We start from the raw sequence: 25,335 nt of genomic DNA, 5'->3' as shown, positions 1-25,335 counted from the left end.
ATCCGCAAAGGCTAAGCCCGGATCCGCGACGGCTAAGCCTCAGCGACCAGCGGCCCGTACACGTCGGTGCGGGCCAGCGCATGGCGACGGCGGATCCTGTCGGCCATGACGCCGATCGCCACATAGAGCGCCGCCCAGGACGGCGTCACGTCCGGCGGCGGCTTCAGGCCGTCGGTCATCGACAGCATCCGGTCGAGTTCCCGCTCGATATCCGCCTGGCCCGCCTGGATGCCCCGGATCATGTCGGCCAGCATCGGGCTGCCGCCCAGGCGGATCAGCGGGTGCACGATTCCGGCCTCGGTACGCAGTTGCTCGATCAGCAGGGTCCTGACCCGGATCAGTGCCGCCACCAGCCCCGCCGGGTGGCGCGGATCGTCGCGCGCAACGGTCGCCACCGTCTCGGCCAGCCCGATCAGATCGGGCAGCTGGTCGTGAACCAGCGACTGCCCATCGGCCACCAGCGCCGCCAGGACCGAGTCACGATCTGGCATGACATTCCTCCCCTCGACGCTGTGGTCCCTGGAAAGGATGTCGGCGCTCGCCTGTACCTCGACAAGTCTGACGATGACGGAAGCTCACCGGGATCAGCCGCCGACCCGGCGATACTCTCCTGAAAAATAGAGCAGCGGATTGCCCGGCCGTTCGGCATAGCGCCGGACGGCGCCGACCAGAATCACATGGTCGCCGCCGTCATGCAGCGCATGCAGCGCACATTCGAACCGCGCCAGACAGCCCGGCAGCAGCGGCGCGCCGCCCAGCCCGTCTTCGACCGCAAGCCCGGCGAACCGGTCGGCCTCGGGGTCCGCGAACAGGTCCGAAAGCGGCTGCTGATCGGCATCCAGCACGTTGATCGCGAAATGGCCGCTGGTGGTGAAGGCGTTCAGGCTGGGGGAGGTCCGCTCCAGGCACCAGAGCACCAGCGCCGGGTCCAGCGATACCGAGGTAAAGGAATTCACCGTCAGCCCCGCCGGCCGGCCCGCGGCATCGCGGCAGGTCACCACGGTCACCCCGGTCGCGAAGCGCCCGAGCGCAGAACGATAGGCGCGGCTGTCGCCATCGGCCGGGCTGCCCTGCAGCGCCCATCTCAGGGTGTCGGTCATCCCATCCTCGCACGCGATCCGCCGGCACCAGGCCGGCCTTGCAGTGTCATGGATATGCGATCGGATGGAGACGAGTCAAACCCGTGCCGATGCCGGCCCCTTTCGGGCGGCCGCGGTCTCGCGCGCCGCAACCTGCCGGCGCGCGCGACGCTTGCGCCACCAGATCACCACCCCGGTGGCCGAAACCACCGCCAGCGCCACGCCCGCCACCGCGATCAGGATGCGACCGGCAAGCCCGCCGATCCGGCCTGAATGCAGCGGGAACTGCACCTGCAGGAACACGTCGCCCGGGGTGCCCCGGCCGGGAATGGTCGCCATCAGCACCTCGCCGGTCTGGTCGTCGAGATAGAGATGCGGGTGGCCGGTGTCGATCGCCCAGACATCATGCGGCGCCGCCTCGTCCAGGCTGACGATATAAACCCCGAAGACGGCATAGTGATAGGCATCGACCGCCTGCGGCGCCAGGCCCCGGGCCGCGGCATAGGCTTCGGCGCGGGCCGCCGCCGCTTCGAAGCCGAGCGCCGGCGGCGGCGGGTCGGGCCGGTAGCGCGGCGCGCCGATCTCGCGCGCACTCGGCGACAGCGCCGCCACCTGGCCCAGCAGCGGCCGCACCAGCTGGGTTTCCAGGTTCAGCGTCACGCTGCTGATCGCCAGCACCAGGAACACCAGCCACAGCCACAATCCCGGGGCGCGATGCAGATCCAGCACCCGGCGATGGCTGCCGGCGCCGCGCAGCGACAGGCCGGGCTTGATCTTCCAGGCCGGCGCCCAGCCGGCCCCGAAGCCACGGGTGAAGGGCAGCCGCCCCCGCGGCAGGGTCAGCCACAGCGCCACCAGCGCATCCAGCGCCCAGATCAGCGCCACCACCCCCAGCAGCCACTTGCCGACCGGACCTGCGGTCAGCGAATAGTGGAACGTATAAAGGAAGGGCATGATCGCGGTCATCTGGTCGCGCCGGCCCAGAATCTCGCCGGTCACCGGATCGACGAAGACCTGGTCATAGCCGGGCGGCGGGCTGCCCGGCCGCGGCAGCACGGTCACCAGCACCGCCTCTCCCGCCATCGGTTTCAGCGGCAGCGCGGTCACGGCGATGCCGGGATCGAGCGCCGCCACCCGCGCCGCGATCCGGTCGGGCGACAGCACCGCCCCCCGCCCCGGCGCCTGGAACAGCGCCGGGTTCAGCCAGGCGTCCAGCTCGTGCCGGAAGGCGATGGCGCTGCCGGTCAGCCCCGCCAGCACCAGAAAGAGTGCGGTGGCAAGCCCCGCCCAGCGATGAAGCCTGACCAGGAAGCCGCGCATCACGACCCCGTCACCACCGGTACTTGATCGCGGCGGTCACCGCCCGGCCCGGCCCCCAATAGCAGCCGGTGGCCGAGAGGCAGGTGGAGACATAGCGCTCGTCCAGCAGGTTGGTGGCGTTGATCGCCAGGCTGGCCCCGGCGGCATCGGGGCTGAGCCGCCCCAGATCGAAGCGCACCCCGGCATCGAACAGGGTGACGCCCGGCGATTTGAAGTCGTTGTTCAGGTCGCCATACAGATGGCCGATATAGCGCACGCCCGCGCCAAGCCCCAGACCCTGGGCAAAGCCGTCCTCGAAGCTCTTGTCCAGCCAGAGCGACGCCGTGTTGCGCGGCACGAAAGCCAGCTGTTTGCCACGCTGGGTCTCGCGCAGGGTCTCGGTGATCTCGCTGTCGCTGTAGGCATAGCTCGCGATGGCGCGATAGCCGTCGCCCAGCTCGGCATGGGCTTCGACCTCCAGCCCCTTCACCTCCACCTCACCCGTCTGGATATAGGCGGCACCCGAGGTGCTGGTGGCGACGTCCTGCTGCACCAGGTGATAGGCCGACACCGTGATCATCGAGGCGAAACCGGTCGGCTGATATCGCAGCCCGATCTCGGCCTGGCGACCCCTGGTCGGCTGCAGCGGTTCATTCTTGTCGTTCCGTCCGCCCAGCGGCTGGAACGAGGTGGTGTAGCTGACATAGGGGGCCAGCCCGTTGTCGAAGGCATAGACCAGACCGGCGCGGCCGGTGAAGGCTTCGTCGTTCTGGCGGATGGTGTACTGGTTATGCGTGCCGTCCGCCTTGTTGACGATATCGTTGTCCGTCTTCGCCTGAGCATGGTCGTAGCGTCCGCCGAGCATCAGATGCCAGCGTCCGTAGCTCATCACGTTCTGGATATATCCACCCACCTGGCGGCGGGTCTGGTCGATGGTCGTCAGCACCGGCGGCACGGTGATCCCGCCGGAATAGACCGGGTCGAAGACGTCGATCGTCGACACCAGCGGGAAGTCGGTTTCCTCGAAACGGCTGCGCTCGTACTGCAGGTCCACGCCCATCAGCAGGTCGTGTCCCACCGGGCCGGTTTCGAATGTCGCTTCGGTCCGGGTGTCGAGGGTTACCGTCCGCGCCGTTTCGGGGAAGGCCCAGGCATAGCGGTAGAGCGTCCGGTCCGCCAGCAGGGCGCCCTGCACGCGGCGGGTGTCGGTATCGACATCGGCATAGCGCAGGCTGTGGCTGAAGGTCCAGACATCGTCCAGCCGGTGCTCGACCTCGTAGCCCAGCATCCATTGTTCGTTGGTGAACAGGTCGTAATCGGGCTCGCCCACGAAGCGGCTGGTCGGGATATAGCCGTCGGGATGGGGGTAGAGCGTGCCCACCGCCGGCAGGGCCGGCGCGCCGCCGCCGCCTTCCGAGCGGATCTTCTGATACTGCGACAGGATGGTGACCGTGGTGTCGTCGCCGGCCCAGGTGAAGGCCGGGGCGACGAAGATCTTGTCTTCCTCGACATAATCATACTCGGTGTCGGCCTGGCGTCCGAGCACGGTCAGGCGATAGAGCAGCCGCCTGTCGTCGTCCATCGCGCCCGAGAAATCGCCGGCCAGCTGGCGGCGGTCATAGCTGCCGGTGCCGAGTTCGATCTCGTTCAGGGTTTCGGCGGTCGGGCGCTTGGAGGTCATGTTCAGCAGGCCGCCCGGGGCATTCTGGCCATAGAGCACCGAGGCCGGGCCCTTCAGCGCCTCGATCCGTTCCAGCCCGTAGGGCTCGATACGCGGCTGGCCGTAGCCGCGCGCACCGAAGGGCAGACGCAGCCCGTCGAGATAGCGCCCGGGGGTGAAGCCGCGCACCGTGAACCAGTCGACCCGAAGATCGACATCGCCATACTGGCTGATCACGCCCGGCGTATAGCGCAGCGCCTGGGAGACGGTGGCAGAGCCCTGCATGTCCATCTGGTCGCGGGTGACCACCGACACCGCCTGGGGGGTGAGCATGATCGGCGTGTCGGTCTTCGACGCCGTCACCGAATGGGTCGCGACGATCCCCGGAACGGCACCGCGCGCCGTGCCCTGGCGCCCCGCATCCACCGTCAGCGGATCGAGCTGCGTTGCCCCGTCGGGTGCGGGCGGCAGGGCTTCCAGCATCACCGCCCGCGGCCCCGTCAGGCGATAGGTCAGCCCCGTGCCCGCCAGCATCCGGCGCAGGGCCTGCTCGCTTTCCAGCCGGCCCCGCACGCCGGGCGAAACCACGCCGGCATCAAGCCCGGCCGCGAAGCCCGCATTCCAGCCGGTCGCGGCGCTGAAGGCGTTGATCGCCCCGACCAGCGGCTGGCTGGGGATGTCGAAATCATGCTGCTGATCCTGAACGGCAGCCGCACCCTGTGCCTGCGCCGCCGTGCTGGCGCCCATCCCGGCGCCGGCCAGAATCGCCGCGCCGACCAGGGCTGCGCCGGCCATGGCGACAGGGCGCCCGGTGGCGTGATGGCCGGCACTGTTGCGCCGCTGCTGATGCCGTCTGGTCATGTAGATCGTCCCGCCTGTGCGTCACCGAAAGGGCGGGGCGCGCTGCATGTCTTGCGATTGCGTCTCGTATGCAGTTACGCCCCGCAGACCTGACGTCACCGGGCGACGGATCGCGTAAATTTTTCTGAAGAAAATTCTCAGCCACCCGGCCTGCCGGGAAAATTTCAATGCAGAATCAACAGCCTGCCGGTGATCTGCGTGACCTCGGCGCCGGCCACGGCGGCAAGGGCGAGCGTGCTGCCGGCCGGATCGTCCAGCCGGTAATTGCCGGTGACGCGGCGGGCGGCAATGGCAGGGTCGGTGACCAGGATCCGCCCGGGCAGATAGCGGTCGAGTTCGGCCAGGACATCGCCGAGCGGCCGGTCCACGAAGACCAGCCGGCCATCCAGCCAGCCCAGCCCCTGAGCGGGATCGGGGCGGGCGGGATCAGGATGGGTGACGATGCCGGGGCCGGTGCCGTCCAGGCGCAGCGCGTCGCCGGCACCCAGCGCGCGGCTGCGGCCGGCGGCCCCCGCCTCCACCCGGCCGCTGCGGACCTGCACCATGATCGCGTCATCGGCGGTGAACCCCACGGCAAAGGCGGTGCCGGTGACCCGCACTTTGGCAGGTCCGGCCGCCACGTCGAACGGCCGGGCGGCATCGGGCGTGACCTCGAAAAAGGCCCGGCCCTCCAGCAGGGTCAGATGCCGTCCGGTCTCGTCGATCGTAACCGCGATGGCGCTGTCGGTGTCGAGCGTCACGCGGGACCCGTCGGCCAGCACCACGAGCCGGCGTTCGCCGGTGGCGGTGATCGCATCGGCCCGCAGCCGCAGCGGCAGGTCGAGCGCCGCCCCGATGCCGATCATGAGCAGGACGGAGGCGGCCAGGGCCAGCGGCCATGCCCGCTGCCGCAGCCGCGACGGGGACGACGCGGGCCGGGACGACGCGGGCAGCGGGGCCGGCTGCATCGTTCTGACGAGCGCCGCTGCGAAGGCATCGGCCCCCCACATCGCCTCCACCCGGGCGAGCGCGGCTTCATGGGCCGGGTCGGCGGCCGCCCAGTCGGCCAGCGCCTGCCGGTCGGCCGGATCGGCATCGACATCGCGGGCGCGGATGAAGCGTTCCAGCGCCGCATCGAGCAGGGCGGCATCGACGGGCGCCGTATCCGTGGAACCGCTCACCGCTCGCCACCCGTAAAACTGCCCAGACAGGCGGCCATCGCGTCCTTCAGATCCTTCTGAACCGTGCTGGTCGACACGCCGAGATCGGCCGCGACCTCGGCATAGCTGCGGCCTTCCAGCCGGCAGGCGACCATCACCCGGCGCTGGCGCGGCGTCAACCGCGACATCACCTGTTCCAGCCGGTCGAGCAACTGACGGTCGCCGACTTCCGCCTCGGGGCTGGGCGTGTCGGCGGCGATATGGGCAAGATCGTCCTGATCCTCGCCCTGGCGCAGCACGGCGCCCTGGCGTCGCTCCCGGCGCAGATGATCCAGCGCCAGATTGCGGGCGGTGCGGAAAAGGAAGGGTTCCAGATGCTGGATCTGGCTCTGTGCCAGCGCGGCCCGGACCTTCAGATAGGTCTCCTGCGCCAGATCCTCGGCCACCGCCAGGCTGCCGACGATCGGCATCAGGCTGCGCACCAGGATGCGCCGCCGGCCTGAATAGATGTGGTTGAGCCGGTCGAGCGCCGTTCGGTCCAAGATCCGCACTATCCCGAAGAGCCCGCCGGTCCGCCCGGCCTCCGTCAGCTCCCGGAATATCAAGATTGAGACTTATTTGCAATTAGGGGATCGCATCGGACGGGCAGATCCCGTCTCTGAAACGAGGACGCCCGGCGCAGGTTTCCCCACACCGGGCGTACGGCCGGACCGCCCTCCCCCCCGGCGGCAGTCCGGCAAGCTCTCGACACGGGGCTCACGGCCACCGCGTTACGAAACGTTTACTCCAGGATACAGAAAAAGCAAGTGGGTCCCGCATAATTCCGCCAAATACGATCATTCTGCATCGCGAAATCAGCGTCCGCCGCGGATCTCCCGGCTCAGGAGGCGATGGCGGCCGGCATTCTGCGCGCAACCGGCAGCATGGCGGCACCCTCGGCACTCGCGATCGCGGCATCGACGGCGGCCTGAATGGGCGCGCGGCCAAAACCCGCCCGGGCCATGACGTTCAGCCCCTGCAGCACCGCGGTCAGCATCGAGGCGACGGCGGTGACCTGCGTCTCGTCGGCACCGGTCGCACCGCGCGCCAGCGCACCGGCAAAGGCCGCGCGAACCCTGAGCAGATGCGCGCGCGCCGCCTCGGCCGCCGCCTCGTCCCAGGGCGCGCGTTCGACCGCACAATTGGTCATCAGACAGCCCCAGCGGCGTTCACCCGCAATGATGCCGTCGACCACCCGGGTGAAGAAGGCGCGGATCGCCGCCAGCCCGTCGCCGCGATCCTGCTCCAGACCATCAAGCGCCTTGTCGACCACCCGCGCCCGGTAGCGGTCCACCGCTTCGAAGAACAGCGTGCGCTTGTCCCCGAAGGCTGCATACAGGCTGCTGGGCCCGATGCCGGTGGCATGACGGATGGCCTCTACCGAGGTGCCGTCATATCCGTGACGCCAGAACAGATCCACCACGTGATCGAGGACCCGTTCGCGGTCGAAGCCTCGCGGCCTGCCCATAATGTGCTTCTCCTTCACTGCCGGCATGGCCCCGCTGTTGCATTGCGGGAAACCACATAAAAAAGTCGGATGACCGGCTCAGTTTGACCGAGTGGCGCGCGAACGCCAAGCCCTGCGCTGAGGGCGCGTGCAGGGCGCCTGCGTGGGCATGTCGCCATCGGGCGGCGGCGGCGCGGTGATACCGGCCACCCGCGCGGCCATATCGGGCCCGGCAATGCCCGCCCAGCGGCGGATTTCCGGCGAATCCGGCCCCATGGCGAAGCTCAGCGCCAGGCCGGTCAGCATCATCGCCTCCCCCAGCCGGTGGTCGGCGGCGATTTCGGCGCGATAGGGTGCGATCAGGTCCAGCCAGGGCATGGCGTCGCGGCGCACCAGATGCGGCGGCCGCCACAGCAGCACCGACAGCCCGGCCAGCGCCGCCGACCGGCGCGGCCCCGATCCGCCTTCGGCATCCCGGGCGATCCGCAGCATGCGGCGCGCGCGCCGCTCGGCCGAGGGGCAGTCGCCGCCGGCCAGTTCCGTGACGGTCAGGGCGGCGACGGCCTGCCAGCGGGCATCGCGGACCGGGCTCACGATGCCGGCCTGCCGGCCGGTCGTCCCGGCGCCCAGCCCGGTGCCGCCAGTTCGAAACCGTCGAAGGTGAAGGCGGGCGCCACCGAACAGCCGACCAGCGTGTATTCGCCCAGGGTTTCCGCCGCCTGCCACCAGCCGGCGGGCACCACCAGCACCGGCCGGCCGGCATTGGCATCCGCGGGGTGCAGGGGGTCGAAGCCCAGCAGATGGCGCCGCGGGGCCGCGGCATCGTCGGGTGCCATGTCCAGCGCCAGCGGCGCCCCGGCATAGTGATGCCAGACCTCTTCGGCATCGACCCGGTGCCAGTGCGACCGCTCTCCGCGGGCCAGCAGGAAATAGATCGTGGTCAACGCCCCCCGGCCCCCATCGGGTGCAGGGCTGCGCCAGACTTCGGCAAACCATCCGCCTTCGGGATGGGGGGCAAGCCCCAGGGCCTCCACGATCCGTGCTGCCGCCTGGGGCAAGGCCGCAAGGCGTGCGTCTTTGGGGGCATGGCTCATCGGGCGTCTCCACTGTCGCCTTTCATGTCCCATCCGCCCAGGATAGCGGTGGAAGGGACATGGCCGCAATCGAACAGACGCCATGATTGCATGGCGGCGGCGACCAGGGCATTCTTGCGGCATGCCCGATCGCTGGCGCCGCGCGCTCATCGTCTTCACCCTGGTCTGGATGACCTTCGTCACCGCGGTGACCGGGGCGGATCCGGCGCATCCCCTGTTCGACGGCTTCTTTCTGGTCCCGCTTGCCGCCTGGATCCTGGCCCTGCTGGTCCACGGGCTGCGCAATCGCGGCAGGCAGGAACGTCCGCCCGTCAACCCCGACAGCCGGCCGCCCCGCGGCCCCTGAACCGGGCCGGCCGACCGAAATCCCGCAATCCATGCGGCCACGGGTCGGGAACCCTTGTTTCGCATGCGCCACGCGACCATAACTATGGCGCCTGCGGCGTGTTGCCACGCTCAAGGCCTCCCCCGCCGCCCGCGCCCCCGCACGGCCCCGCCTCCTCAGCCAGGCTGCCCGACATGACCGACGGTATGACCATCGATCACGACGCCCGCATGCTGATCAGCGACGGCGACGCCGAACAGGCGGCCGCCCGGGCGGAACAGCTGGGCCGGGCCGCCCTGGAACAGGGCGACCGCAATCTCGCCCGGCAGATCTTTTTCCTGCTGGTCGACCGCATCGCCTCGAATGCCGATACGGCGGCGGCGGCCTATCGCCTCTCCCAATCCGCCGCCCAGGTCGGGGAACCGCTGGCGGTGGCCGATGCCGGTCGCGGCGATATCGATGCCGCCCGCGATGTGTTCCGGCGCCTGTCGCAGCAGGCAACCCGCCACAACCGGGTGCTTCTGCCGTCGATGGCGCGTGTGCTGACCGCCATCGCCGATGCCCATGCCCGCGCCGGGCGAATGCGGGTGGCCTTTGAAGAGGTCCAGCGCGCGGTACTGCTGCTCCGCCCGCTTTTCCTGGCCGAGCGCGAGACCTATGGGCCGTCGATGGCGCCGATCCTGCGCGCCTATCTGGCGCTGGCCCGCGATGCCGGCCAGCCGGTCGACCGTGCGATGGCGCGGGAGCTTTTCGCCGCCTTCGCCATCGGCGCCCCCACCGGCAGCTGACCCGGCCACCCCCGCCTCTTCCCGCAGGCCCCCGCCTCTCCGCACAGGGCCGAACCTCAGGATGAGACGGCCGGTCGCACATATCCCGTACAAGTTGATCTGCATGCTTCCGATTCGGGCCCGGTGATGTTAGCCTGTCGCCATAATTGATCGGATCACGGACCAGGCGATCCAGGGTTACGTCCGGCCGGAACACGGCCGGTCCCCGGGGCAACGGGGGCAGAACCCGGGATCGGCATGGTCCGCACGGGCAAGGGACGGCAGGCACCATGGTCAATATCGTGAAACTTTCCGCCGGCGCGATCGACGAGGCGGCCGAGGTGATCCGCGCGGGCGGGCTGGTCATCACCCCCACGCGCACGCAGTACAACCTGATCTGCGACGCCTTCAACGCCGATGCCATCCAGCGGGTGTTCGACGTGAAGAAGCGCACCAAATTCGGTCCGCTGACCTTCTCGATCGCCAATCCGGCCGAGGCGGCCCGTCATGTGGTGGTCCCCGACTGGGTCGCCCCCGATGCCTTCGAACGGCTGTGGCCGGGGGAGCTGACGCTGATCTTCGACAAGGCCTGCGAACTGCCGCCGGCCTTCACCATGGGCTATGACACGCTGGGTGTGGCCTGCCAGGGCGCCTCGCCGCTGGAAAACATCATCCGCGCCGCCGGCCGGCCGGTCGGGGCCACCTCGGCCAACATCTCGGGCCAGGGCGACATCTTCGTCGACCTCGACAAGGCGGTTGCCGATATCGGCGACGGGGTCGATCTCATCATCGATCTCGGCGGCGAGACGCCCGGCGCCACCTCGGACAGTGCGGTCAAGGCCAACACCATCGTCGACTTCACGTTCGAGCGGCCGTATCTGGTCCGCGCCGGGGTCTATCCGGTCAGCCGCATCCAGGAGGTCTTCCCCAATCTGGATACCGATACCGAGGCCTACAAGCAGCGCCTGATGCAGCGGGTGAACGAGGTCCGCGGCCGCGCGGCCAGCGCGTGAGGACCCGGTCATGAGCATCCGCAGCCCACGCGACGTGCCACTGATCTATGTCTATCGCATCCTGTCGCGGCTCTATTTCCACCTGCCGATCCTGTTCGTGTTCTTCTACGAACGCGGGCTCGACATCTTCCGGCTGGAACTGCTGCTGGCGGCCTATGGCCTGACCATCTGCCTGGCGGTCGGCCCGGCCGGCCGGCTTGGCCGGGTCTTGCCGCAGAAGGGCGTGATCGCCACCGGCGAGGTGCTGAAGGCGGCCGGCCTCGGCATGATCGTGGCCTTCGCCGTCGCCTCGCCCCTGCCCGCACCGCTGGCGGCCGATGGCGGCTTCTGGTGGCTGCTGGCGGCCCAGATCGCCGGCGGCATCGGCTATGCGCTGGCCCAGGGCACCGATTCGGCCCTGCTGCGCAGCCTGCACGGCGATGACGAGGTCATCGCCTATCGCACCCATGAAAGCCGCACCGCCTCTCTGATCTTCCTGGCGGTGCTGGTGGCGGGCACGGCCGGCAGCGTGCTCTATCGCTTCGCCCCGGAACTGCCCTTCCTGGCCGCACTGGCCGCGGCGCTGGTCTCGGCGATCGCGATCCTGATGGTCAGCACCCCGGCGGCGCCGGCACAGACCGCGGCCAGCCCCGGCGCGACCGCTTCCCCCGCCCCGGCGACCAGCGTGCCGGGCGAGGCGGGCTGGATGGCCTATTACGTGCTGATGCGCGCCTTCGCGCTTGCCGCCTTCGTGGGCTTCCTGCCGGCGCTGTTCTTCCTGACGCTGAAGGTCGATCTCTACTGGTTCGGGCTGGTGCTCAGCCTGTTCAACCTGGCGGCCTTCCTGTCGGCGCGCTATGCGCCGACGGTGATGGACCGGATCGGCGCCCGGGCGATCACGGTCGCCATGCCCGCGATCGGCCTGGTCTCGCTGATCCTGTTCGCCACCGCCTCGGAAAACCTGATCGCCGGCCTGGTCGCGATCACCGCGCTCGGCTTCGCCACCGGCGGCATCCGGCCGGTGACCATGGCCAATCTCAACCGCCTGCCGATGGCGGCGCCGGCCCGCGCCCGGCTGATCGGCCGCATGGAACGCTGGTACGGCCTGACCAACGCCGCCGTGCTCGCCATCGGCGGCTGGTGCCTGGCGGCCTATGGCTTCGTGCCGCTGATGTCGGGCGTGGCGGTGCTGTTCGCGGCCCTGGTTCTGGCCTATGCGCTGGCCGGCGAACAGCTGATGGGCCGCGGCACGGAACGCCGCGCGGCCTAGACGGGTCAGCTCGGGCAGCTCAGCTCCGGCAGCTCAGCCGCGCGCGTAGCCGGCGATCGTCTCGCGCGCGGTCGCGATCTCGGCCAGCAGCCAGTCTTCCACCAGGCGGACCTGGCGGCGGCGGCGAAGTTCGGGGCGGCGGACCAGGAAATAGGACACGCCGCTCGGCACCGCCTTGTCGATCGGCACCACCAGCCGGCCGTCGCGGATCGCCTGATCGGCCAGAACCACATCGGCGATCGCGACGCCGAGGCCGGCTTCGGCGGCACTCAGCGCCATGTCGAGCGCGTCGAAATCCAGCCCGTCATGGACGCGCAGCGGCATGCCCGACTTCTCGGACCAGGTGATCCAGTCCTGATGATCGGGCAGCGGGTGGAGCAGCATGGCGCTGCGCAGATCTTCCTCCGGCCGGTCGGGATCCAGATGCCCCGGGGCCGCCACCGGCACGATCCATTCGGCGTAAAGCTCGGTCGCATCCTCGTTGGGAAAGCCGCCGCGGCCATAGCGGATGCCCAGATCGGCGCCGGTCTCGTCCACCGTCATATCGTTCAGACGGGTCTGAACCACGATCCGGATCATCGGATGCTGTTCGTGGAACCTGTGCAGCCGCGGGAACAGCCAGCGCAGGGCAAAGGTGGGGATCACCTTCAGCGTGACCACATCCTGGTCGTTCTGGAACGGATCGATCGCATTGGCGATGTGATCGAAGGCTTCCGTCACCGCCAGGGCCAGACGGCGGCCCTCTTCGGTGATCTCCATGCCGCCATGGGTGCGCAGGAACAGCGACACGCCCAGCTGTTCCTCCAGGATGCGCACCTGGCGGCTGACCGCGCTTTCGCTGACATTCAGCACCTGCGCGGCCTTTTTCACCCCCATATGGGTCGCCACCACCTCGAAGCATCTGAGCGCGTTGAGCGAAGGCAGACGTCGGGACATGGCGCCTCCTGAAGGCCGGTCGTCAGCGGTGGGGGTCGAGTGTATCCCTGAGCCCGTTGCCCATGAAGTTGAAACTGGTGACCGTCAGGGTGATGGCCAGGCCCGGCAGGATGGCGAGCCAGGGGGCGGAGGTCAGGTAGATCTGGGCGTTGTTGAGCATGTTGCCCCAGCTCGCCATCGGCGCCTGGATGCCATAGCCCAGATAGCTGACATAGGATTCGAGCAGGATCGCCCGCGCGACGTTGAGCGTGGCGGCAACGATGATCGCGCCTGCCGCATTGGGCAGCAGCTCCACCACCATGATGCGAAGATCCGAGGCACCGGCGGTGCGGGCGGCGGCGACATAATCGGCCGTGCGCAGGGCGCGGTACTGCCCTTCGACCAGCCGCGCCACGCTCATCCACGAGGTGGCGGCGATCAGGATGGTGGTGGAGGCAAGGCCGGGGCTGATCAGCAGGGCCAGGGCGAGCACCAGAAAGACGGTCGGAAACGCCATCATCGCATCGACGAAGCGCATCAGCACGGTGCCGATCACCCCGCCGCGCCAGCCCGCGACCATGCCGATGGCGGTTCCGATCACCACCGAGAGCAGCATGGCCGAAAAGCCGATGGCGAGCGAGATCCGCCCGCCGCCGAGCAGGCGGGCGAGCACGTCCCGGCCCAGCTCGTCGGTGCCAAGCAGATGGCCGGGGCTGAGCGGCGGCAGGAAGCGGGCGAGCACGTCGATCCTGTCCGGATCGGTCGGATCGATCAGCGGCCCCAGAAAGGCGGCGGCGGTCATCGCCAGGATGAGCCCGGCACCGGCGACGGTGGCGGGCCGCGCCATCAGCCGGCGCAGGAAGCCGGGCGGCATGGGGGGTGCCGTGATGTCGGGGGCGGTCTGCACTGTCATCGCCGTCAATCCATCCTGATCCGGGGGTCGGCGACCGCATAAAGCAGATCGGCCAGCAGCGAGCCTGCCATCACCATCAGCGCCGAGAGCATCAGAATGCCCATCACCACCGGATAGTCGCGATATTCCAGGCTGTCGAGAAACAGCCGGCCCATGCCCGGCCAGCTGAACACCGTTTCGGTGACCAGCGCACCGCCGAGCAGGGTGGGGAATTGCAGCCCGACCAGGGTGATCATCGGCAGCAGCGCGTTGCGCAGCGCATGGGCGCGGATCACCACCCGTTCGCGCAGCCCCTTGGCACGGGCGGTGCGGATATAGTCCTGCCCCAGCGTGTCGAGCATCGAGGCCCGCATGAACTGCGCCCAGACCGCGGTCTCCACCAGCGCCAGCACCATCACCGGTGCGACCATGTGATGAAGCACGTCACCGAGCGAGCCGTCGCCGATGGTGCTGCGATTGCCCGAGGGCAGCCAGCCGAGTTCGATCGAAAACAGATAGATCGCCATCAGGGCGAACCAGAAGGTCGGGATCGACAGCGCGATCATCGCCCCGCCGGTGGCGAGCAGGTCAGTCAGCGAATGCCGGCGCACCGCCGCCCGCATGCCGATCACGCCGCCCAGCAGGGCGGCGATCACGGTGGAGGCGAGCATGATTTCAAGCGTCGGCCCGATATGGGTCGCGATCTTGGTCAGAACCGGCAGCCCGTCACGATAGGACTGCCCCCAGTCGCCGGTCACCATCCGGGCGAGCCAGTCGACATATTGCAGCAGGAAGGGCCGGTCCAGCCCCAGCTGGCGGGTGATCCGGTCGATATCTTCCTGCGCCATGTTCGACGACAGGACGTATTGCGACAGCGGCCCGCCCGGGGCGAGATGCAGGATGCCGAAGCCGATGACCGAGACCAGCAGCATCAGCACCACGGCCTGCCCGCATCGTCGCGCCAGATAGATCGTCATGGTCCGGAAGATCCCCCGTCACGCCGCCCAGAACCAGCGTCGCATGTTCCAGCAGTTCGACGAGGCATTGATGTTCGGGCGATAGCCGGTGAGCTTCGCCTTCGCCCCTTCGACGATCACCGACTGCGACACCGGCAGGAAGACCAGATCCTCGCGGATGATCTGCTGCAGGCGCTGATAGATCTTGCGCCGCACCGCCTGGTCCATCTCGCGGCTGCCGCGTTCCAGCAGCCCGTCGACTTCCGGGTTCCGGTACTGATAGGTGTTGAGGCCGCTGCCGCCCTGGGCCGGGATCGCCTTGCTGGAGAAGCGCGGCGTGACGTCCGGGTCGCTGCCCTGCAGGAAGTTGGAGGCGACCATCACCGACTGATATTGCGACTTCTGCCAGAATTCGCCCCAGATCACAGCGCCCGGCATGTTCTCGATCGTCATGTCGACGCCGATCTCACGCCAGTCCTGCTTCAGCAGCTGCTGGGCCTGTTCACGCGACTGGGAACCGGCGCTGGTCGAATTGGTGAAGGCCAGGCGCACGCCGTCCTTCTGGCGGATGCCGTCGGCGCCGGGCAGCCAGCCGGCCTTGTCGAGCAGCGCCTTCGCCGCCGCCGGATCGTGGCTGTGCTTCGGCAGCCCGTCATCGAAGGCCCAATGACCGTGGGGGACGTAGGATTCGGTCTCGATCGGCCGGCCGTGATAGATCGCTTCCAGCCGCGCCTTGCGGTTCATGGCCAGATAGAGCGCCTGGCGCACCGCCTTGTCGGCAAAGGGCGCGAAGCCGTGGTTGAGGGCGATATGCTCGACGAAGGGCGCCGGTGCCGCCACGATGCGCCGGTCCGGCAGGGCACGCGCCTCGGCATCGAAGGCCGGCTGCAGGCCGGAGAGGCCCAGATAGTCGATCTCGCCGCTGCGGAACTGGGTATAGAGCATGGTCTGATCGGGGATGTAGCGGAACACCACCCGGTCGAGATAGGGCCCGTCGCCGTGATAGGCGGGGTTCTTTTCCAGCAGCACATGCTCGCCTGCCCGGCGCTCCCCCCAGCGGAACGGGCCGGTGCCCACCGGGGCCGTATTGAAGGGGGCGGTGTTCGGATCATCCGCCTTGCCCAGAATATGGCGGGGCACGATGAAGGTCAGCGACAGCACCGACATATAGGGCGCGAAGGGTTCCGACAGCACCCACTGGATTTCGTCGTCGGCGGTGACGGTCACATTGCGCAGCAGGGAATGGCCGACCCGGTTGCGCACCCGGAAATCGGGATTGTTGATCAGGTCCAGCGTGTACTTCACGTCATGGGCGGTGAAGGGCGTGCCGTCATGCCAGGTGACGCCCTTGCGCAGCCGGATCTTCCAGATCCGGCCATCGGCCGACAGCCCGCCATTGGCGACCGTCGGCAGGTCCACCGCCAGATCCGGCACGATGGTGCCGTCGGCGTCGATGTACCAGAGCGTGCTGAACACCTGCCACCAGATGCCCTGGTCGTATTCGCTGCCCGGCATCAGCGGGTTGAACACCGTCGGCTCCTGAGAGATGCCGGCGATCACCTGGCCGCCCGGGCGCGGCTCGGGCCCGGCGGCGAGTGCGCGGAACGGCCCCGCGGCCATGCCGCCGACCGCACCGGCCACCCCTGCCGCGGCGGAGAGTTTCAGGAAGCTGCGCTTCGAAAGCGAAGGCGTCTGCATGACGTAAGTCTCCCGATGGATCTTCTTTTTTGGTCGATCGTGCCGGCTTTTTGCCGGTCATAGGGCAGCGCGGGGGGGAAGAAAAGGCGTCAGCCGGCCACAAGGCCCGGCCGGTCGGGCGACAGCGCCGCAAGGCGGAGGCCCCGGTCGTCCAGATCGTCCGGCAGGGGCCGGTTGCAGGCGATCGCCGCCACCGCCCGGCCGAGCGCGGGCGAGGTCAGCACGCCGCAGCCGCCCTGCCCCGCCAGCCAGACGAAACCGGGTGCTGCCCCCGACATGCCGCAGACGGGGTTGCGGTCGGCCACGAAGCTGCGCATGCCGGCCCAGCTGGCCAGCGGCCGGCGGATGGTGAGCGTGGTGTCGCGTTCGATCGCATGGATGCCGAGGGCGATGTCGAAATCTTCCGGATACATGTCGCCCGGCTGAACCCGATGGGCATCGGCGGGCGACCCCATGAAGCAGCCGGCCTCGGGCTTGACGTACCAGTCGTATTCGGCCGAGGTGACATGCGGCCAGTCACCCCCAAGGCTGCCGCCGTCAGGTGCCTGGATCAGCGGGAAGGTGAAGGCGGTCCGGCGATAGGGTGTGAGCCCGATCGGCGCCACACCCGCCAGCGCCGCCACCTGGTCCGACCAGCCGCCGGCCGCGTTGACCAGCACCGGCGCCTCGTGGCGACCGGTTGCGGTATCGACCACCCAGAGCCCGCCCGCGCGATGGATCGCGGTCACCGCCCCACCGGTTTCGGTCAATGCGCCATTGCGGCGGGCGCCGCGCAGATATCCCTGAAGCAGGCGGTCGACATCGATATCGGCGGCATCCACCTCCAGCACCGCCTCGTCGACCGTTTCGGGGCGCAGCGCCGGAAAGGCCGCGAGCGCGCCGGCGCGGTCCAGCCGCTCCGCCCGGCCGCCGGCCTCGGCGATCCGTGCCTCCAGCCGGTCGAGCACCGCAAACCGGTCGCGCCGCGCAACCGTCAGGCTGCCGCGCGGGCTGATCAGCGGCCCCTCGGCGAAGCCCTCGGGCGGGGTCTGAAAGAAGCTGCGGCTGGCGGCAGCGGCCGCCCGCATCGTGTCGGCGGAGATGCCGACGGTGAACTGGCCCGCGGTCCGGCCCGAGCTGTGGGTGCCGAAATGGCTCTCCTGCTCGATCAGCACCACCCGCCCTGCTTCCGACAGGAAGAAGGCCGCCGCCGCCCCCGATATGCCACCACCGATGATGACGAAGTCCGCACGCATATCCGTCCGCTCTCCCTGAGGCTGTTTCGTCGCCGTCGATCGGCGGAGCCAATTGGATCGCAGGGCCGGATCGGGTGTCGATTCTAATAAATCGCAGGCCCGACCCAATAAAGTGTGGCGGGGTGACAGCGGATCCTGTTTCGCGCAGGGATCCTTGCCCGCTGGAACCGATCCCCATACCGGTTCGATTTATTGCACCCCAGGCGCGATTTTTTGACATCGACGTCGGCGGCACCGGTCTCCGATCCTCATGGCGGAGTTCAACCCGCGACGGTGCCAGAGATGACCGACTTCCCCCATCCCGTGTCTTCGACCCCGCCTTCGACCGGTCGGCGGCTCTATTCGGGCAGCGCCTGGGAGCGGCGCTATGCCTATGCCCGGGCCGTGGTGACCGGCAACCGGGTCCGGATATCGGGCACCACCGGCTATGACTACACGGCAGATGTGCTGGCCGAGGGTGCCGCGGCCCAGACCGCCCAGATCTTCCGCAATGCCGCCGCCGTTCTGGCAGAGGCCGGCGGCGGGCTCACGCATGTGGTGCGGGTGCGGATCTACATCGCCCGCGCAGAAGATTACGACGCGGTCATGGACGGCTATGCCGAGGCTTTCCGCGGCATCGATCCCGCCTGCACCACGGTTCAGGCCGGGCTGTTCGACCCCGACATCCGGGTCGAGATGGACATGGATGCCGTGCTCGATGCCGTCGCTTAGTCTTCTGGGGCACGCCCCCGCCGACACCCTGGCCCGGCTTGCCGGCGGTGCCGAGCCGCTGCCCGCCACGGCCGATGCGGTGATCCTGGGCGGCGGCATCATGGGCTGTGCCGCCGCCTGGTATCTTGCCCGGGCCGGGCAGAGTGTCGTGCTGATCGATGTTGCGCGGATCGGCTCGCAGCAATCGGGCCGCAACTGGGGCTTCGTGCGCAGCCTCTGCCGCGACCCGGCGGAACTGCCGCTGGCGGCCCTCGCTTTGTCGCTCTGGCCGGGGCTTCAGGCCGATCTGGGGCACGAGACCGGCTGGCGGCAGCGCGGCTGCCTGTTCGTCGCCGCCGATGATGCCGAACAGGCCTCCCATGCCGACTGGCTGAAAGAGGCCGGCGACCGGGTCCGCGACACCCGGCTGTTGAGCGCGGCCGAGGTGACGCGGGCGTTTCCGAGCCTCGGCAGCCGCACCGCCGGCGGCATCCTGGCTGCCGGCGACGGCCAGGCCGAACCGCTGCTCGCAACCCTCGCCTTCGCCCGCGCCGCCTGTGCGGCGGGTGCCGTGCTGATCGAGGATTGCGGCGCCCGGGCGATCGAGACGACCGCCGGGCGGATCAGCGGTGTCGTCACCGAACACGGCCGGATCGCCACATCCACCGTCATCTGCACCGCCGGCGCCCGCAGCCACCGCCTGCTGGCCGGGCTGATCCCGGCCCTGCCGCAGAAAACCGTGCGCAGCACCGTGGCCCTGACCGCGCCGATGGCCGATCTGGACCTGCCCTGTTTCGTGGGCGCGGGGCTGGGCCTGCGCCAGCGGCCCGACGGGTCGTGCATCATCGCCACCGATGGCGGCACCGATGTCGACCTCACCCTCGATTCCTTCCGCGCCGCCGGCTTTTTCCTGCGCGAGCTGATCCAGCGGCGGCGGGCCTTCTCGCTCAAGCTGGGCCGCCCCTTCGCCGACGACCTGATCGAACGTCTGGCGGAACCCGCGACCACGCGCACCCTGCGGCCGCGTGCGCCCGACATCCCGGCCAATCCGAAACGGGTCTCGGATGCGGCCAGGCGCTTCGCGACGCTGTTCCCCGCCGCCGGCATGCCTCCGATCGCCAAATCCTGGGCCGGCGCCATCGACGTGATGCCCGACGCCCTGCCGGTGATCGACGCCCCCGCCGCCACGCCCGGCCTGCTGGTCGCCACCGGCTTTTCGGGCCACGGCTTCGGCCTCGGCCCCGGGGTCGGCCGGGTGCTGGCGGATCTGGCCCTGGGCCGGCCGGCACCGGTCGACATCACCCCCTTCGCCGCCGACCGCTTCGCAACCGGCAGGTGGCGCCGCCCCTATGGCGGCATCTGAAAGCTATTGCGCCTGGTCTGCTTCCCATCTTTCGCCACGGAGCCTGCGCCCATGACCTGGTCGACCCTCGAAGACACCCGGCGGATCGCCGCAGAGCTGCGCCTGCCCTCGCGGGCCTTCATCGACGGCGCACCGGCCGCCGCCCGCAGCGGCGCCCTGTTCGAGACGCTGAACCCGGCGACCGGCGCGGTGCTCGCCACCCTGCCTCTGTCGGGGGCCGACGAGGTCGACCGGGCGGTTGCCGCCGCCCGCCGGTCATTTCGCGACGGTGTCTGGTCACGGGCGACGCCCGAACGGCGCAAGGAGGTGCTGCTGCGCCTGGCCGGGCTGATCCGCGCCGCCGCCCCGCGGCTTGCGGTGATGGAGAGCCTGGAAAGCGGCAAGCCGGTCAGCGACTGCCTGAAGGAAATCGGCGGCGAGGTGCCGGACTTCTTCCAGTGGTATGGCGAGGCGATCGACAAGAGCTATGGCGACGTCGCCCCCACCGGCGAGGCGGCCTGCGCGCTGATCATGCGGGAGCCGATCGGCGTGGTCGGCGCCGTGCTGCCCTGGAACTTCCCGCTGCTGATGGCGGCCTGGAAGCTGGCACCGGCGCTCGCCGCCGGCTGCTCGGTGGTGGTGAAGCCGGCCGAAGAGACCTCGCTGACGACGCTCGCCCTGGCCGAACTCGCGATCGAGGCCGGGCTGCCCGAAGGCGTGCTCAACGTCGTCACCGGCCCGGGGGAGACCACCGGCCGGCTGATCGGCCAGCATGGCGATATCGACGCGGTCTCGTTCACCGGCTCGACCGAGGTCGGGCGGCTGTTCCTGCAATATGCCGGCAGCAGCAATCTGAAGACCGTGGGGCTGGAGATGGGCGGCAAAAGCCCGTTCATCGTGCTCGACGATGCCGATCTCACCCCTGAGCTGATCGACCATGCGGTGACCGCCGCCTTCTGGAATGCCGGGCAGAACTGCTCGGCCAATATGCGCCAGATCGTACCGCGCCGCCTTCAGGAGGACTATCTGGCGCGGATCGTCGACCGGCTGCAGTCGCTGGCGCCGGGCGATCCGCTCGACCCCGCGACCGAGATGGGGCCGATGATCTCCGCCGGGCACCGCCGGCGGGTGATGGCCCATCTGGAACGCGGCCGGGCCGAGGGGGCACGGCTGGTGTACACCGGCCGGGTCGATCCGGCGCTGGCGGCGGGCAGCTTCCTCGCCCCGGTGGTCTTCGGCGACCTCGCCGCCGGCATGTCGATCGCGCGCGAGGAAATCTTCGGCCCGGTTCTCGGCACCCTGCCGGTCGACGGCATGGACGAGGCGCTGGCGGTCGCCAACGGCACCGAGTACGGCCTGCATGCCACGGTCTTCACGCGCGACATCGACCGGGCGCTCCACTTCGCCCGCAGGCTCAGCTGTGGCACGGTGGCGGTGAACGGCTTCACCGAAGGCGACGTCAAGACGCCCTTCGGCGGCTGGGGCAAGTCGGGCTCGCTCGCCCGCGACAAGGGCCGGGAAGCAATGGCGCAGTATCAGCAGGTCAAGACGATATGGATCGGCCTGAAGACGCCGGCGGACCGCGGGGCTGGAGGGGCGGCATGAGTGCAGCGGCCTCCCCGCCCACCCCGGCATCCGTTCTCGGGGCGGCACCCGTTTTCGAGCCGGCACCCGTCCTCGAAATCGAGGGGCTGGGCGTCGCCTTCCGCGGACCCGCCGGCTGGACCAGCGTCGTTCGCGACATCTCGCTCGGCGTCGGCCCGGGCGAGACCGTGGCGGTGGTCGGCGAAAGCGGCTCGGGCAAGAGCGTCACCGCCATGGCGGCGATGCGCCTGCTGCCGCCCGCGACCAGCCGGGTGACCGGCTCCATCCGCCTCGACGGATGCGAGCTGACCACCCTGCCCGAGCCCGCCATGTGCCGGGTGCGCGGCGGCCGGATGTCGATGATCTTCCAGGAGCCGATGACCAGCCTGAACCCGGTCCGGACCATCGGCTTCCAGATCGCCGAGGCGCTGATGCTGCATCGCGGGCTGGACCGTCGCGCCGCCGATGCCGAGGTGGTGCGCCTGCTCGACCGCGTCAGGATTCCGGCCGCGGCCTCGCGCCTGGGCGACCATCCGCACAATTTCTCGGGCGGCATGCGCCAGCGGGTGATGATCGCCATGGCGCTGGCCTGCCGGCCGAAACTGCTGATCGCCGACGAGCCGACCACGGCACTCGACGTCACCATTCAGGCCCAGATCCTGGGGCTGATCCGCGAATTGCAGGCGGAAGACGGCATGTCGGTGCTGTTCATCACCCATGATCTGGGCGTGGTGGCCGAAATCGCCGACCGGGTGGTGGTGATGTGCCGCGGCGCCCTGATCGAAACCGCCGAGACCGCCCGGATCTTCGACGCCCCGCAACAACCCTATACCCGCGCCCTGCTCGCGGCCGTGCCGCGGCTGGGGGCGATGCGGTCGATCGATCGCCCGACCCCCTTCGATGCGATCGATCCCGAGAGCGGTGCCGCCACCCCGGCGGCGCCGCTCGCAGGCCCTCCCGACCATGCCGCCGCCCCGGCGCTGGAGATCCGCGGCCTCACCACCCGCTATCTGACCGGCGGCGGGCTGTTCGCCCGGCGGCGCCCGGCCGTGCATGCGGTGGAGAACGTGTCCTTCACGGTCGCACCGGGCGAGACCCTGGCCCTGGTCGGCGAAAGCGGCTGCGGCAAGTCCACCATCGGCCGCACGATCATGGGGCTCACCCGCCCCCATGCCGGCGAGGTGCTGGTCGACGGCCGGCCGCTCGACGGCCTTGCGCGCCGCGATGCCGTGCGCCGGGTGCAGATGGTGTTCCAGGACCCCTTCTCCAGCCTCAACCCGCGCCATTCGGTGGGCACCGCAATCGCGGCACCGCTGGAGATCAACGGCATCGCCCGGGGTGCCGCCGCCCGGGCGCGGGTCGCCGAACTGCTGGCCCTGGTCGGCCTCGATCCGCAGATGGCCGGGCGGCGGCCGCAGGAATTCTCGGGCGGGCAGCGTCAGCGGCTGTGCATCGCCCGGGCACTTGCTCTCGAACCCTCGGTGCTGATCGCCGACGAGGCGGTCTCGGCCCTCGACGTGTCGATCAAGGCCCAGGTGGTCAATCTGATGCTGGAGTTGCAGGCCCGTCTCGGCCTCGCCTATCTGTTCATCTCCCACGATATGGGCGTGGTGGAGCGCATCGCCCATCGGGTGGCGGTGATGTATCTGGGCGAAATCGTCGAGATCGGGCCGCGCGCGGCGGTGCTCTACGATCCCCGCCACGCCTATACCCGCCGGCTGCTCGACGCCGTGCCGGTGGCGGACCCGGCCGCGCGCTTCCGCCGCCGCGACATCGCCCCCGCCGAAATCGCAAGCCCGCTGCGCCCCGCCGGCTGGGAACCGCCGCTCCGGCGGTATGACGAAGTGGCGCCCGGCCATTTCGTGATGGCCTGACACCCTCCATTGCCTGCTTTCCGACAGACGAGGACGACCGGACATGGCCCTCTCCGCCACCGCCCGCGCCCATCTCACCCGTTTCTATGACGGGCAGCTGCTGCCCGACGAGATGATCCGGACCATGACCGGCGACACCGGCTGGTTCCCGACCCGCATCATCTCCCGCGGTTCCGGCCCGGTGCGGGCTTTCGAAGACCATCCGGCAGGCGGCCTGCCGCCGCTCGCGATCCGGGACAAGGGCCGCGTCTTCGACCTTTACGACTATCTGGCGACCAACGCCGTCGCCGGGCTGGTGGTGCTGAAGGACGGCCGGCAGGTGGCGGAGATCTGCCAGCGCGGCGTGACGCCGGATACGCTCTGGCATTCCTGCTCGCTCGCCAAATCGATCGCCGCCACGCTTGTGGGCGTGGCGATCGCCGAGGGCGCCATCGGCTCGATCGACGACCCGGTCACCAGATACGTCCCCCTCGGCGGTGGCTATCGCGCGGTCACGCTCCGCCAGGTGCTCAGGATGTGCTCGGGCATCCGCTGGAATGAAGACTATGTGGATCCAACCTCGGACCGCCGGCAGCTGCTGGAGGTTCAGGCCCGCTGGCAGCCGGGCGGGATCATCGGCTTCATGACCGGCCTGCCCGCCGCAACGCCACCCGGCGGGGCCTGGGCCTACAACACCGGCGAAAGCTATCTGGTGGCGGCGGTGGTCGAGGCCGCGACCGGCATGCGCCTCACCGACTATCTTTCAAGCCGGATCTGGTCGCGGATCGGCATGGCCCATGATGCCCGCTGGTGGTGCGAGGCGCCCGAGGGCATGACCATCTCGGGCAGCGGCATGAATGCCGCCCTCTCGGACTATGCCCGCTTCGGCCAGTTCGTGCTGGACGACGGCCGGATCGACGGCCGCTCCATCCTGCCCGCCGGCTGGCGCGACGAGGCCGGCAGCCCGTATGAGATCGACGGCCACCGCATCCCCTATGGCTATATGTGGTGGGTGCCGGAACTCGACGATCCGATCCTGGCCGGCAGCTTCCAGGCCGAAGGCATCTATGGCCAGTACATCCACATCAACCCCGCCCAGGGCCTGGTGGTCGTGGTGGCGAGCGCGCGCTCCAAACCCGGCTACAAACGCCGGCTGGAAATCGACGATGACGCCTTCTTCGCGGCTATTGCCCGGGCTTTGAGCTGATTCAAAATATTTGGAGTCCGGATCGTGTCCCGAGAATTGGTGTAACAGCGTAGTCGCCGTTTGATCTCCGGCAAGGTTGTCCGGGATAGTCAGGCTGCCGCGACGGGCGGCAGGCTGGTCAGCGGATCATCGCCCAAGGGGGCGACGGATTCCAGGGTCATATAGCGGGATCGCTAGACGGCCCATTCGTCGTTCTGCTCCAGCAGGATGGCGCCGATCAGTCGGGTGATGGCGGCCTCGTCGGGGAAGATGCCGACGATCTCGGTGCGGCGCTTGATTTCGCCGTTGAGGCGCTCGATGGGATTGGTCGAGTGCAGCTTGGCGCGATGCGCGGCGGGGAAGTCCATGACGGCAGATAGCTGCCTTTGCGCAGGCGTGGGATGCGCAACGCCACCGTCCCCGCCCGGGTCTCCCAGTCGCGCTCGCGGTAGCCGTTGCGGTGGACAAGGCGCTGATCGGGCTTGCGCTCACCATGCCCGGCGCCGGTCAGCGTCGCCACCTCCAACTCCATCAGCCGCTCGGCGGCAAAACCGATCATCTCGCGCAGCAGATCGGCATCTGCGCTCTTTTCCAGCAGGCCACGAAGGCTCATCATTTCATCGGTCATCGTCTTGATCCTTGGTTCGGTTGGGGGTTGCAACCAAACCCTACCGAAGATCGACGATGACCACCCCGATTTCGGGGGCGCCTGGGGATGATGCCTCCGGGCGCTCTGCGCCCTGCGACATCATCCCCAGGCAAACGCTGTTACACCATTCGGCGGGACGTGCCCCCTTCAGCTCTCGCCCCACCGTCGTCTCGTCGATCGAGATGCCGAATTCCTCGAAGATCCAATGCGCCAGATCCTTGAGCCGCCAACGCACCACACCATCAACCGCCGGGGTTGGCCCGCACACCACTTTTTCCGCCAGAGCCTGACGCTGGGCAGCATTCAGCTTCGGTACCGCACCAGGCGCCTTGCGATCGATCAGTCCGTCTGGCCCGTGGGCGT

The 25,335-nt window shown here is 69.3% G+C and carries 24 protein-coding genes and 3 pseudogenes; 10 read left to right on the top strand and 17 right to left on the bottom strand.

Annotated elements, in window-relative coordinates; all coding sequences use genetic code 11:
• Positions 1-32 precede the first annotated feature (32 nt).
• From WI697_RS20040 to WI697_RS20000, 9 genes are all read right to left on the bottom strand, one after another.
• A complete protein-coding gene (locus WI697_RS20040) occupies positions 33-491 on the bottom strand; it encodes a hypothetical protein (RefSeq protein WP_345959697.1) in 459 nt (152 codons plus the stop codon).
• A gap of 93 nt (positions 492-584) precedes the next feature.
• Positions 585-1,100, bottom strand: a complete 516-nt coding sequence (locus WI697_RS20035; protein WP_345959696.1) for a flavin reductase family protein — start codon at positions 1,098-1,100, stop codon at positions 585-587.
• A 75-nt stretch (positions 1,101-1,175) separates the two neighbouring features.
• Entirely contained in the window at positions 1,176-2,399 is a 1,224-nt protein-coding gene (locus tag WI697_RS20030; RefSeq protein ID WP_345959753.1) for a PepSY-associated TM helix domain-containing protein, read from the bottom strand.
• Positions 2,400-2,409: 10 nt separating this feature from the next.
• Positions 2,410-4,899 carry a TonB-dependent siderophore receptor gene (locus WI697_RS20025; protein WP_345959695.1) on the bottom strand — a complete coding sequence of 830 codons (2,490 nt, stop codon included), beginning with the start codon at positions 4,897-4,899 and terminating at the stop codon, positions 2,410-2,412.
• 164 nt (positions 4,900-5,063) lie between these two features.
• A complete protein-coding gene (locus tag WI697_RS20020; RefSeq protein WP_345959694.1) occupies positions 5,064-6,059 on the bottom strand; it encodes a FecR family protein in 996 nt (331 codons plus the stop codon).
• Entirely contained in the window at positions 6,056-6,580 is a 525-nt protein-coding gene (locus tag WI697_RS20015; protein WP_385998688.1) for an RNA polymerase sigma factor, read from the bottom strand. Before WI697_RS20015 ends, WI697_RS20020 begins: the two co-directional genes overlap by 4 nt.
• A gap of 338 nt (positions 6,581-6,918) precedes the next feature.
• The gene (locus WI697_RS20010; RefSeq protein ID WP_062763785.1) at positions 6,919-7,545 is read right to left on the bottom strand and encodes a TetR/AcrR family transcriptional regulator; all 627 of its coding nucleotides are present in this window, start codon (positions 7,543-7,545) and stop codon (positions 6,919-6,921) included.
• Positions 7,546-7,623: 78 nt separating this feature from the next.
• Positions 7,624-8,118: a hypothetical protein gene (locus WI697_RS20005; protein ID WP_345959692.1), complete on the bottom strand. Its 495-nt coding sequence runs from the start codon at positions 8,116-8,118 to the stop codon at positions 7,624-7,626.
• Positions 8,115-8,618, bottom strand: a complete 504-nt coding sequence (locus WI697_RS20000) for a cupin domain-containing protein (RefSeq protein WP_062763783.1) — start codon at positions 8,616-8,618, stop codon at positions 8,115-8,117. Before WI697_RS20000 ends, WI697_RS20005 begins: the two co-directional genes overlap by 4 nt.
• Positions 8,619-8,739: 121 nt before the next feature.
• Here WI697_RS20000 and WI697_RS19995 point away from each other — a divergent pair, with 121 nt between their 5' ends.
• The 4 genes from WI697_RS19995 (at position 8,740) to WI697_RS19980 (ending at position 11,972) form a co-directional block, all read left to right on the top strand.
• Complete coding sequence (locus tag WI697_RS19995) at positions 8,740-8,964, top strand: hypothetical protein (RefSeq protein ID WP_014744555.1); 225 nt, start codon at positions 8,740-8,742, stop codon at positions 8,962-8,964.
• A 173-nt stretch (positions 8,965-9,137) separates the two neighbouring features.
• Positions 9,138-9,731, top strand: coding sequence for a hypothetical protein (locus WI697_RS19990; RefSeq protein ID WP_156503143.1), 594 nt, complete (start codon positions 9,138-9,140; stop codon positions 9,729-9,731).
• A 269-nt stretch (positions 9,732-10,000) separates the two neighbouring features.
• A complete protein-coding gene (locus WI697_RS19985; protein WP_345959691.1) occupies positions 10,001-10,723 on the top strand; it encodes an L-threonylcarbamoyladenylate synthase in 723 nt (240 codons plus the stop codon).
• 10 nt (positions 10,724-10,733) lie between these two features.
• A complete protein-coding gene (locus tag WI697_RS19980; RefSeq protein ID WP_062763780.1) occupies positions 10,734-11,972 on the top strand; it encodes an MFS transporter in 1,239 nt (412 codons plus the stop codon).
• 33 nt (positions 11,973-12,005) lie between these two features.
• On the opposite strand, the gene WI697_RS19975 is transcribed toward WI697_RS19980, so the two are convergent.
• From WI697_RS19975 to WI697_RS19955, 5 genes are all read right to left on the bottom strand, one after another.
• On the bottom strand, positions 12,006-12,908 hold the full coding sequence (locus WI697_RS19975; protein WP_298651572.1) for a LysR substrate-binding domain-containing protein: 903 nt from the start codon (positions 12,906-12,908) through the stop codon (positions 12,006-12,008).
• Between the two features lie 22 nt (positions 12,909-12,930).
• Entirely contained in the window at positions 12,931-13,800 is an 870-nt protein-coding gene (locus tag WI697_RS19970; RefSeq protein WP_062763778.1) for an ABC transporter permease, read from the bottom strand.
• 5 nt (positions 13,801-13,805) lie between these two features.
• Positions 13,806-14,756, bottom strand: coding sequence for an ABC transporter permease (locus WI697_RS19965; protein ID WP_062763777.1), 951 nt, complete (start codon positions 14,754-14,756; stop codon positions 13,806-13,808).
• Positions 14,757-14,774: 18 nt separating this feature from the next.
• Complete coding sequence (locus WI697_RS19960; protein ID WP_345959690.1) at positions 14,775-16,433, bottom strand: peptide ABC transporter substrate-binding protein; 1,659 nt, start codon at positions 16,431-16,433, stop codon at positions 14,775-14,777.
• A gap of 89 nt (positions 16,434-16,522) precedes the next feature.
• Positions 16,523-17,668, bottom strand: a complete 1,146-nt coding sequence (locus tag WI697_RS19955) for an NAD(P)/FAD-dependent oxidoreductase (RefSeq protein WP_345959689.1) — start codon at positions 17,666-17,668, stop codon at positions 16,523-16,525.
• 282 nt (positions 17,669-17,950) lie between these two features.
• Here WI697_RS19955 and WI697_RS19950 point away from each other — a divergent pair, with 282 nt between their 5' ends.
• From WI697_RS19950 to WI697_RS19930, 5 genes are read left to right on the top strand one after another with little or no spacing between them, the layout of a single operon-like run.
• On the top strand, positions 17,951-18,379 hold the full coding sequence (locus WI697_RS19950) for a Rid family hydrolase (RefSeq protein WP_062763774.1): 429 nt from the start codon (positions 17,951-17,953) through the stop codon (positions 18,377-18,379).
• Entirely contained in the window at positions 18,366-19,721 is a 1,356-nt protein-coding gene (locus WI697_RS19945; protein WP_345959688.1) for an NAD(P)/FAD-dependent oxidoreductase, read from the top strand. Before WI697_RS19950 ends, WI697_RS19945 begins: the two co-directional genes overlap by 14 nt.
• Before the next feature lie 51 nt (positions 19,722-19,772).
• Positions 19,773-21,305 carry an aldehyde dehydrogenase family protein gene (locus WI697_RS19940; RefSeq protein ID WP_345959687.1) on the top strand — a complete coding sequence of 511 codons (1,533 nt, stop codon included), beginning with the start codon at positions 19,773-19,775 and terminating at the stop codon, positions 21,303-21,305.
• Positions 21,302-23,158: an ABC transporter ATP-binding protein gene (locus WI697_RS19935; protein ID WP_345959686.1), complete on the top strand. Its 1,857-nt coding sequence runs from the start codon at positions 21,302-21,304 to the stop codon at positions 23,156-23,158. The genes WI697_RS19940 and WI697_RS19935 overlap by 4 nt, the downstream gene beginning before the upstream one ends.
• 43 nt (positions 23,159-23,201) lie before the next feature.
• The gene (locus tag WI697_RS19930; protein ID WP_345959685.1) at positions 23,202-24,344 is read left to right on the top strand and encodes a serine hydrolase domain-containing protein; all 1,143 of its coding nucleotides are present in this window, start codon (positions 23,202-23,204) and stop codon (positions 24,342-24,344) included.
• A gap of 89 nt (positions 24,345-24,433) precedes the next feature.
• Here WI697_RS19930 and WI697_RS27560 read toward each other — a convergent pair.
• Positions 24,434-24,691: pseudogene (locus WI697_RS27560) on the bottom strand (transposase); the annotation flags it as partial.
• Positions 24,673-24,891: pseudogene (locus WI697_RS27555) on the bottom strand (transposase); the annotation flags it as partial. The pseudogenes WI697_RS27555 and WI697_RS27560, both read right to left, overlap by 19 nt.
• On the opposite strand from WI697_RS27555, the gene WI697_RS19920 reads away from it, so the two are divergent.
• A complete protein-coding gene (locus WI697_RS19920; RefSeq protein ID WP_345959754.1) occupies positions 24,784-25,011 on the top strand; it encodes a hypothetical protein in 228 nt (75 codons plus the stop codon). The pseudogene WI697_RS27555 and the gene WI697_RS19920 overlap by 108 nt on opposite strands.
• Before the next feature lie 106 nt (positions 25,012-25,117).
• Here the strand turns inward: WI697_RS19920 and WI697_RS19915 are convergent.
• Positions 25,118-25,335: pseudogene (locus WI697_RS19915) on the bottom strand (helix-turn-helix domain-containing protein); the annotation flags it as partial.

It is taken from the genome of Tistrella mobilis (genome assembly GCF_039634785.1).
Taxonomy (GTDB): Bacteria; Pseudomonadota; Alphaproteobacteria; order Tistrellales; family Tistrellaceae; genus Tistrella; species Tistrella mobilis.
This window is presented reverse-complemented; position numbering and strand designations above follow the sequence as displayed.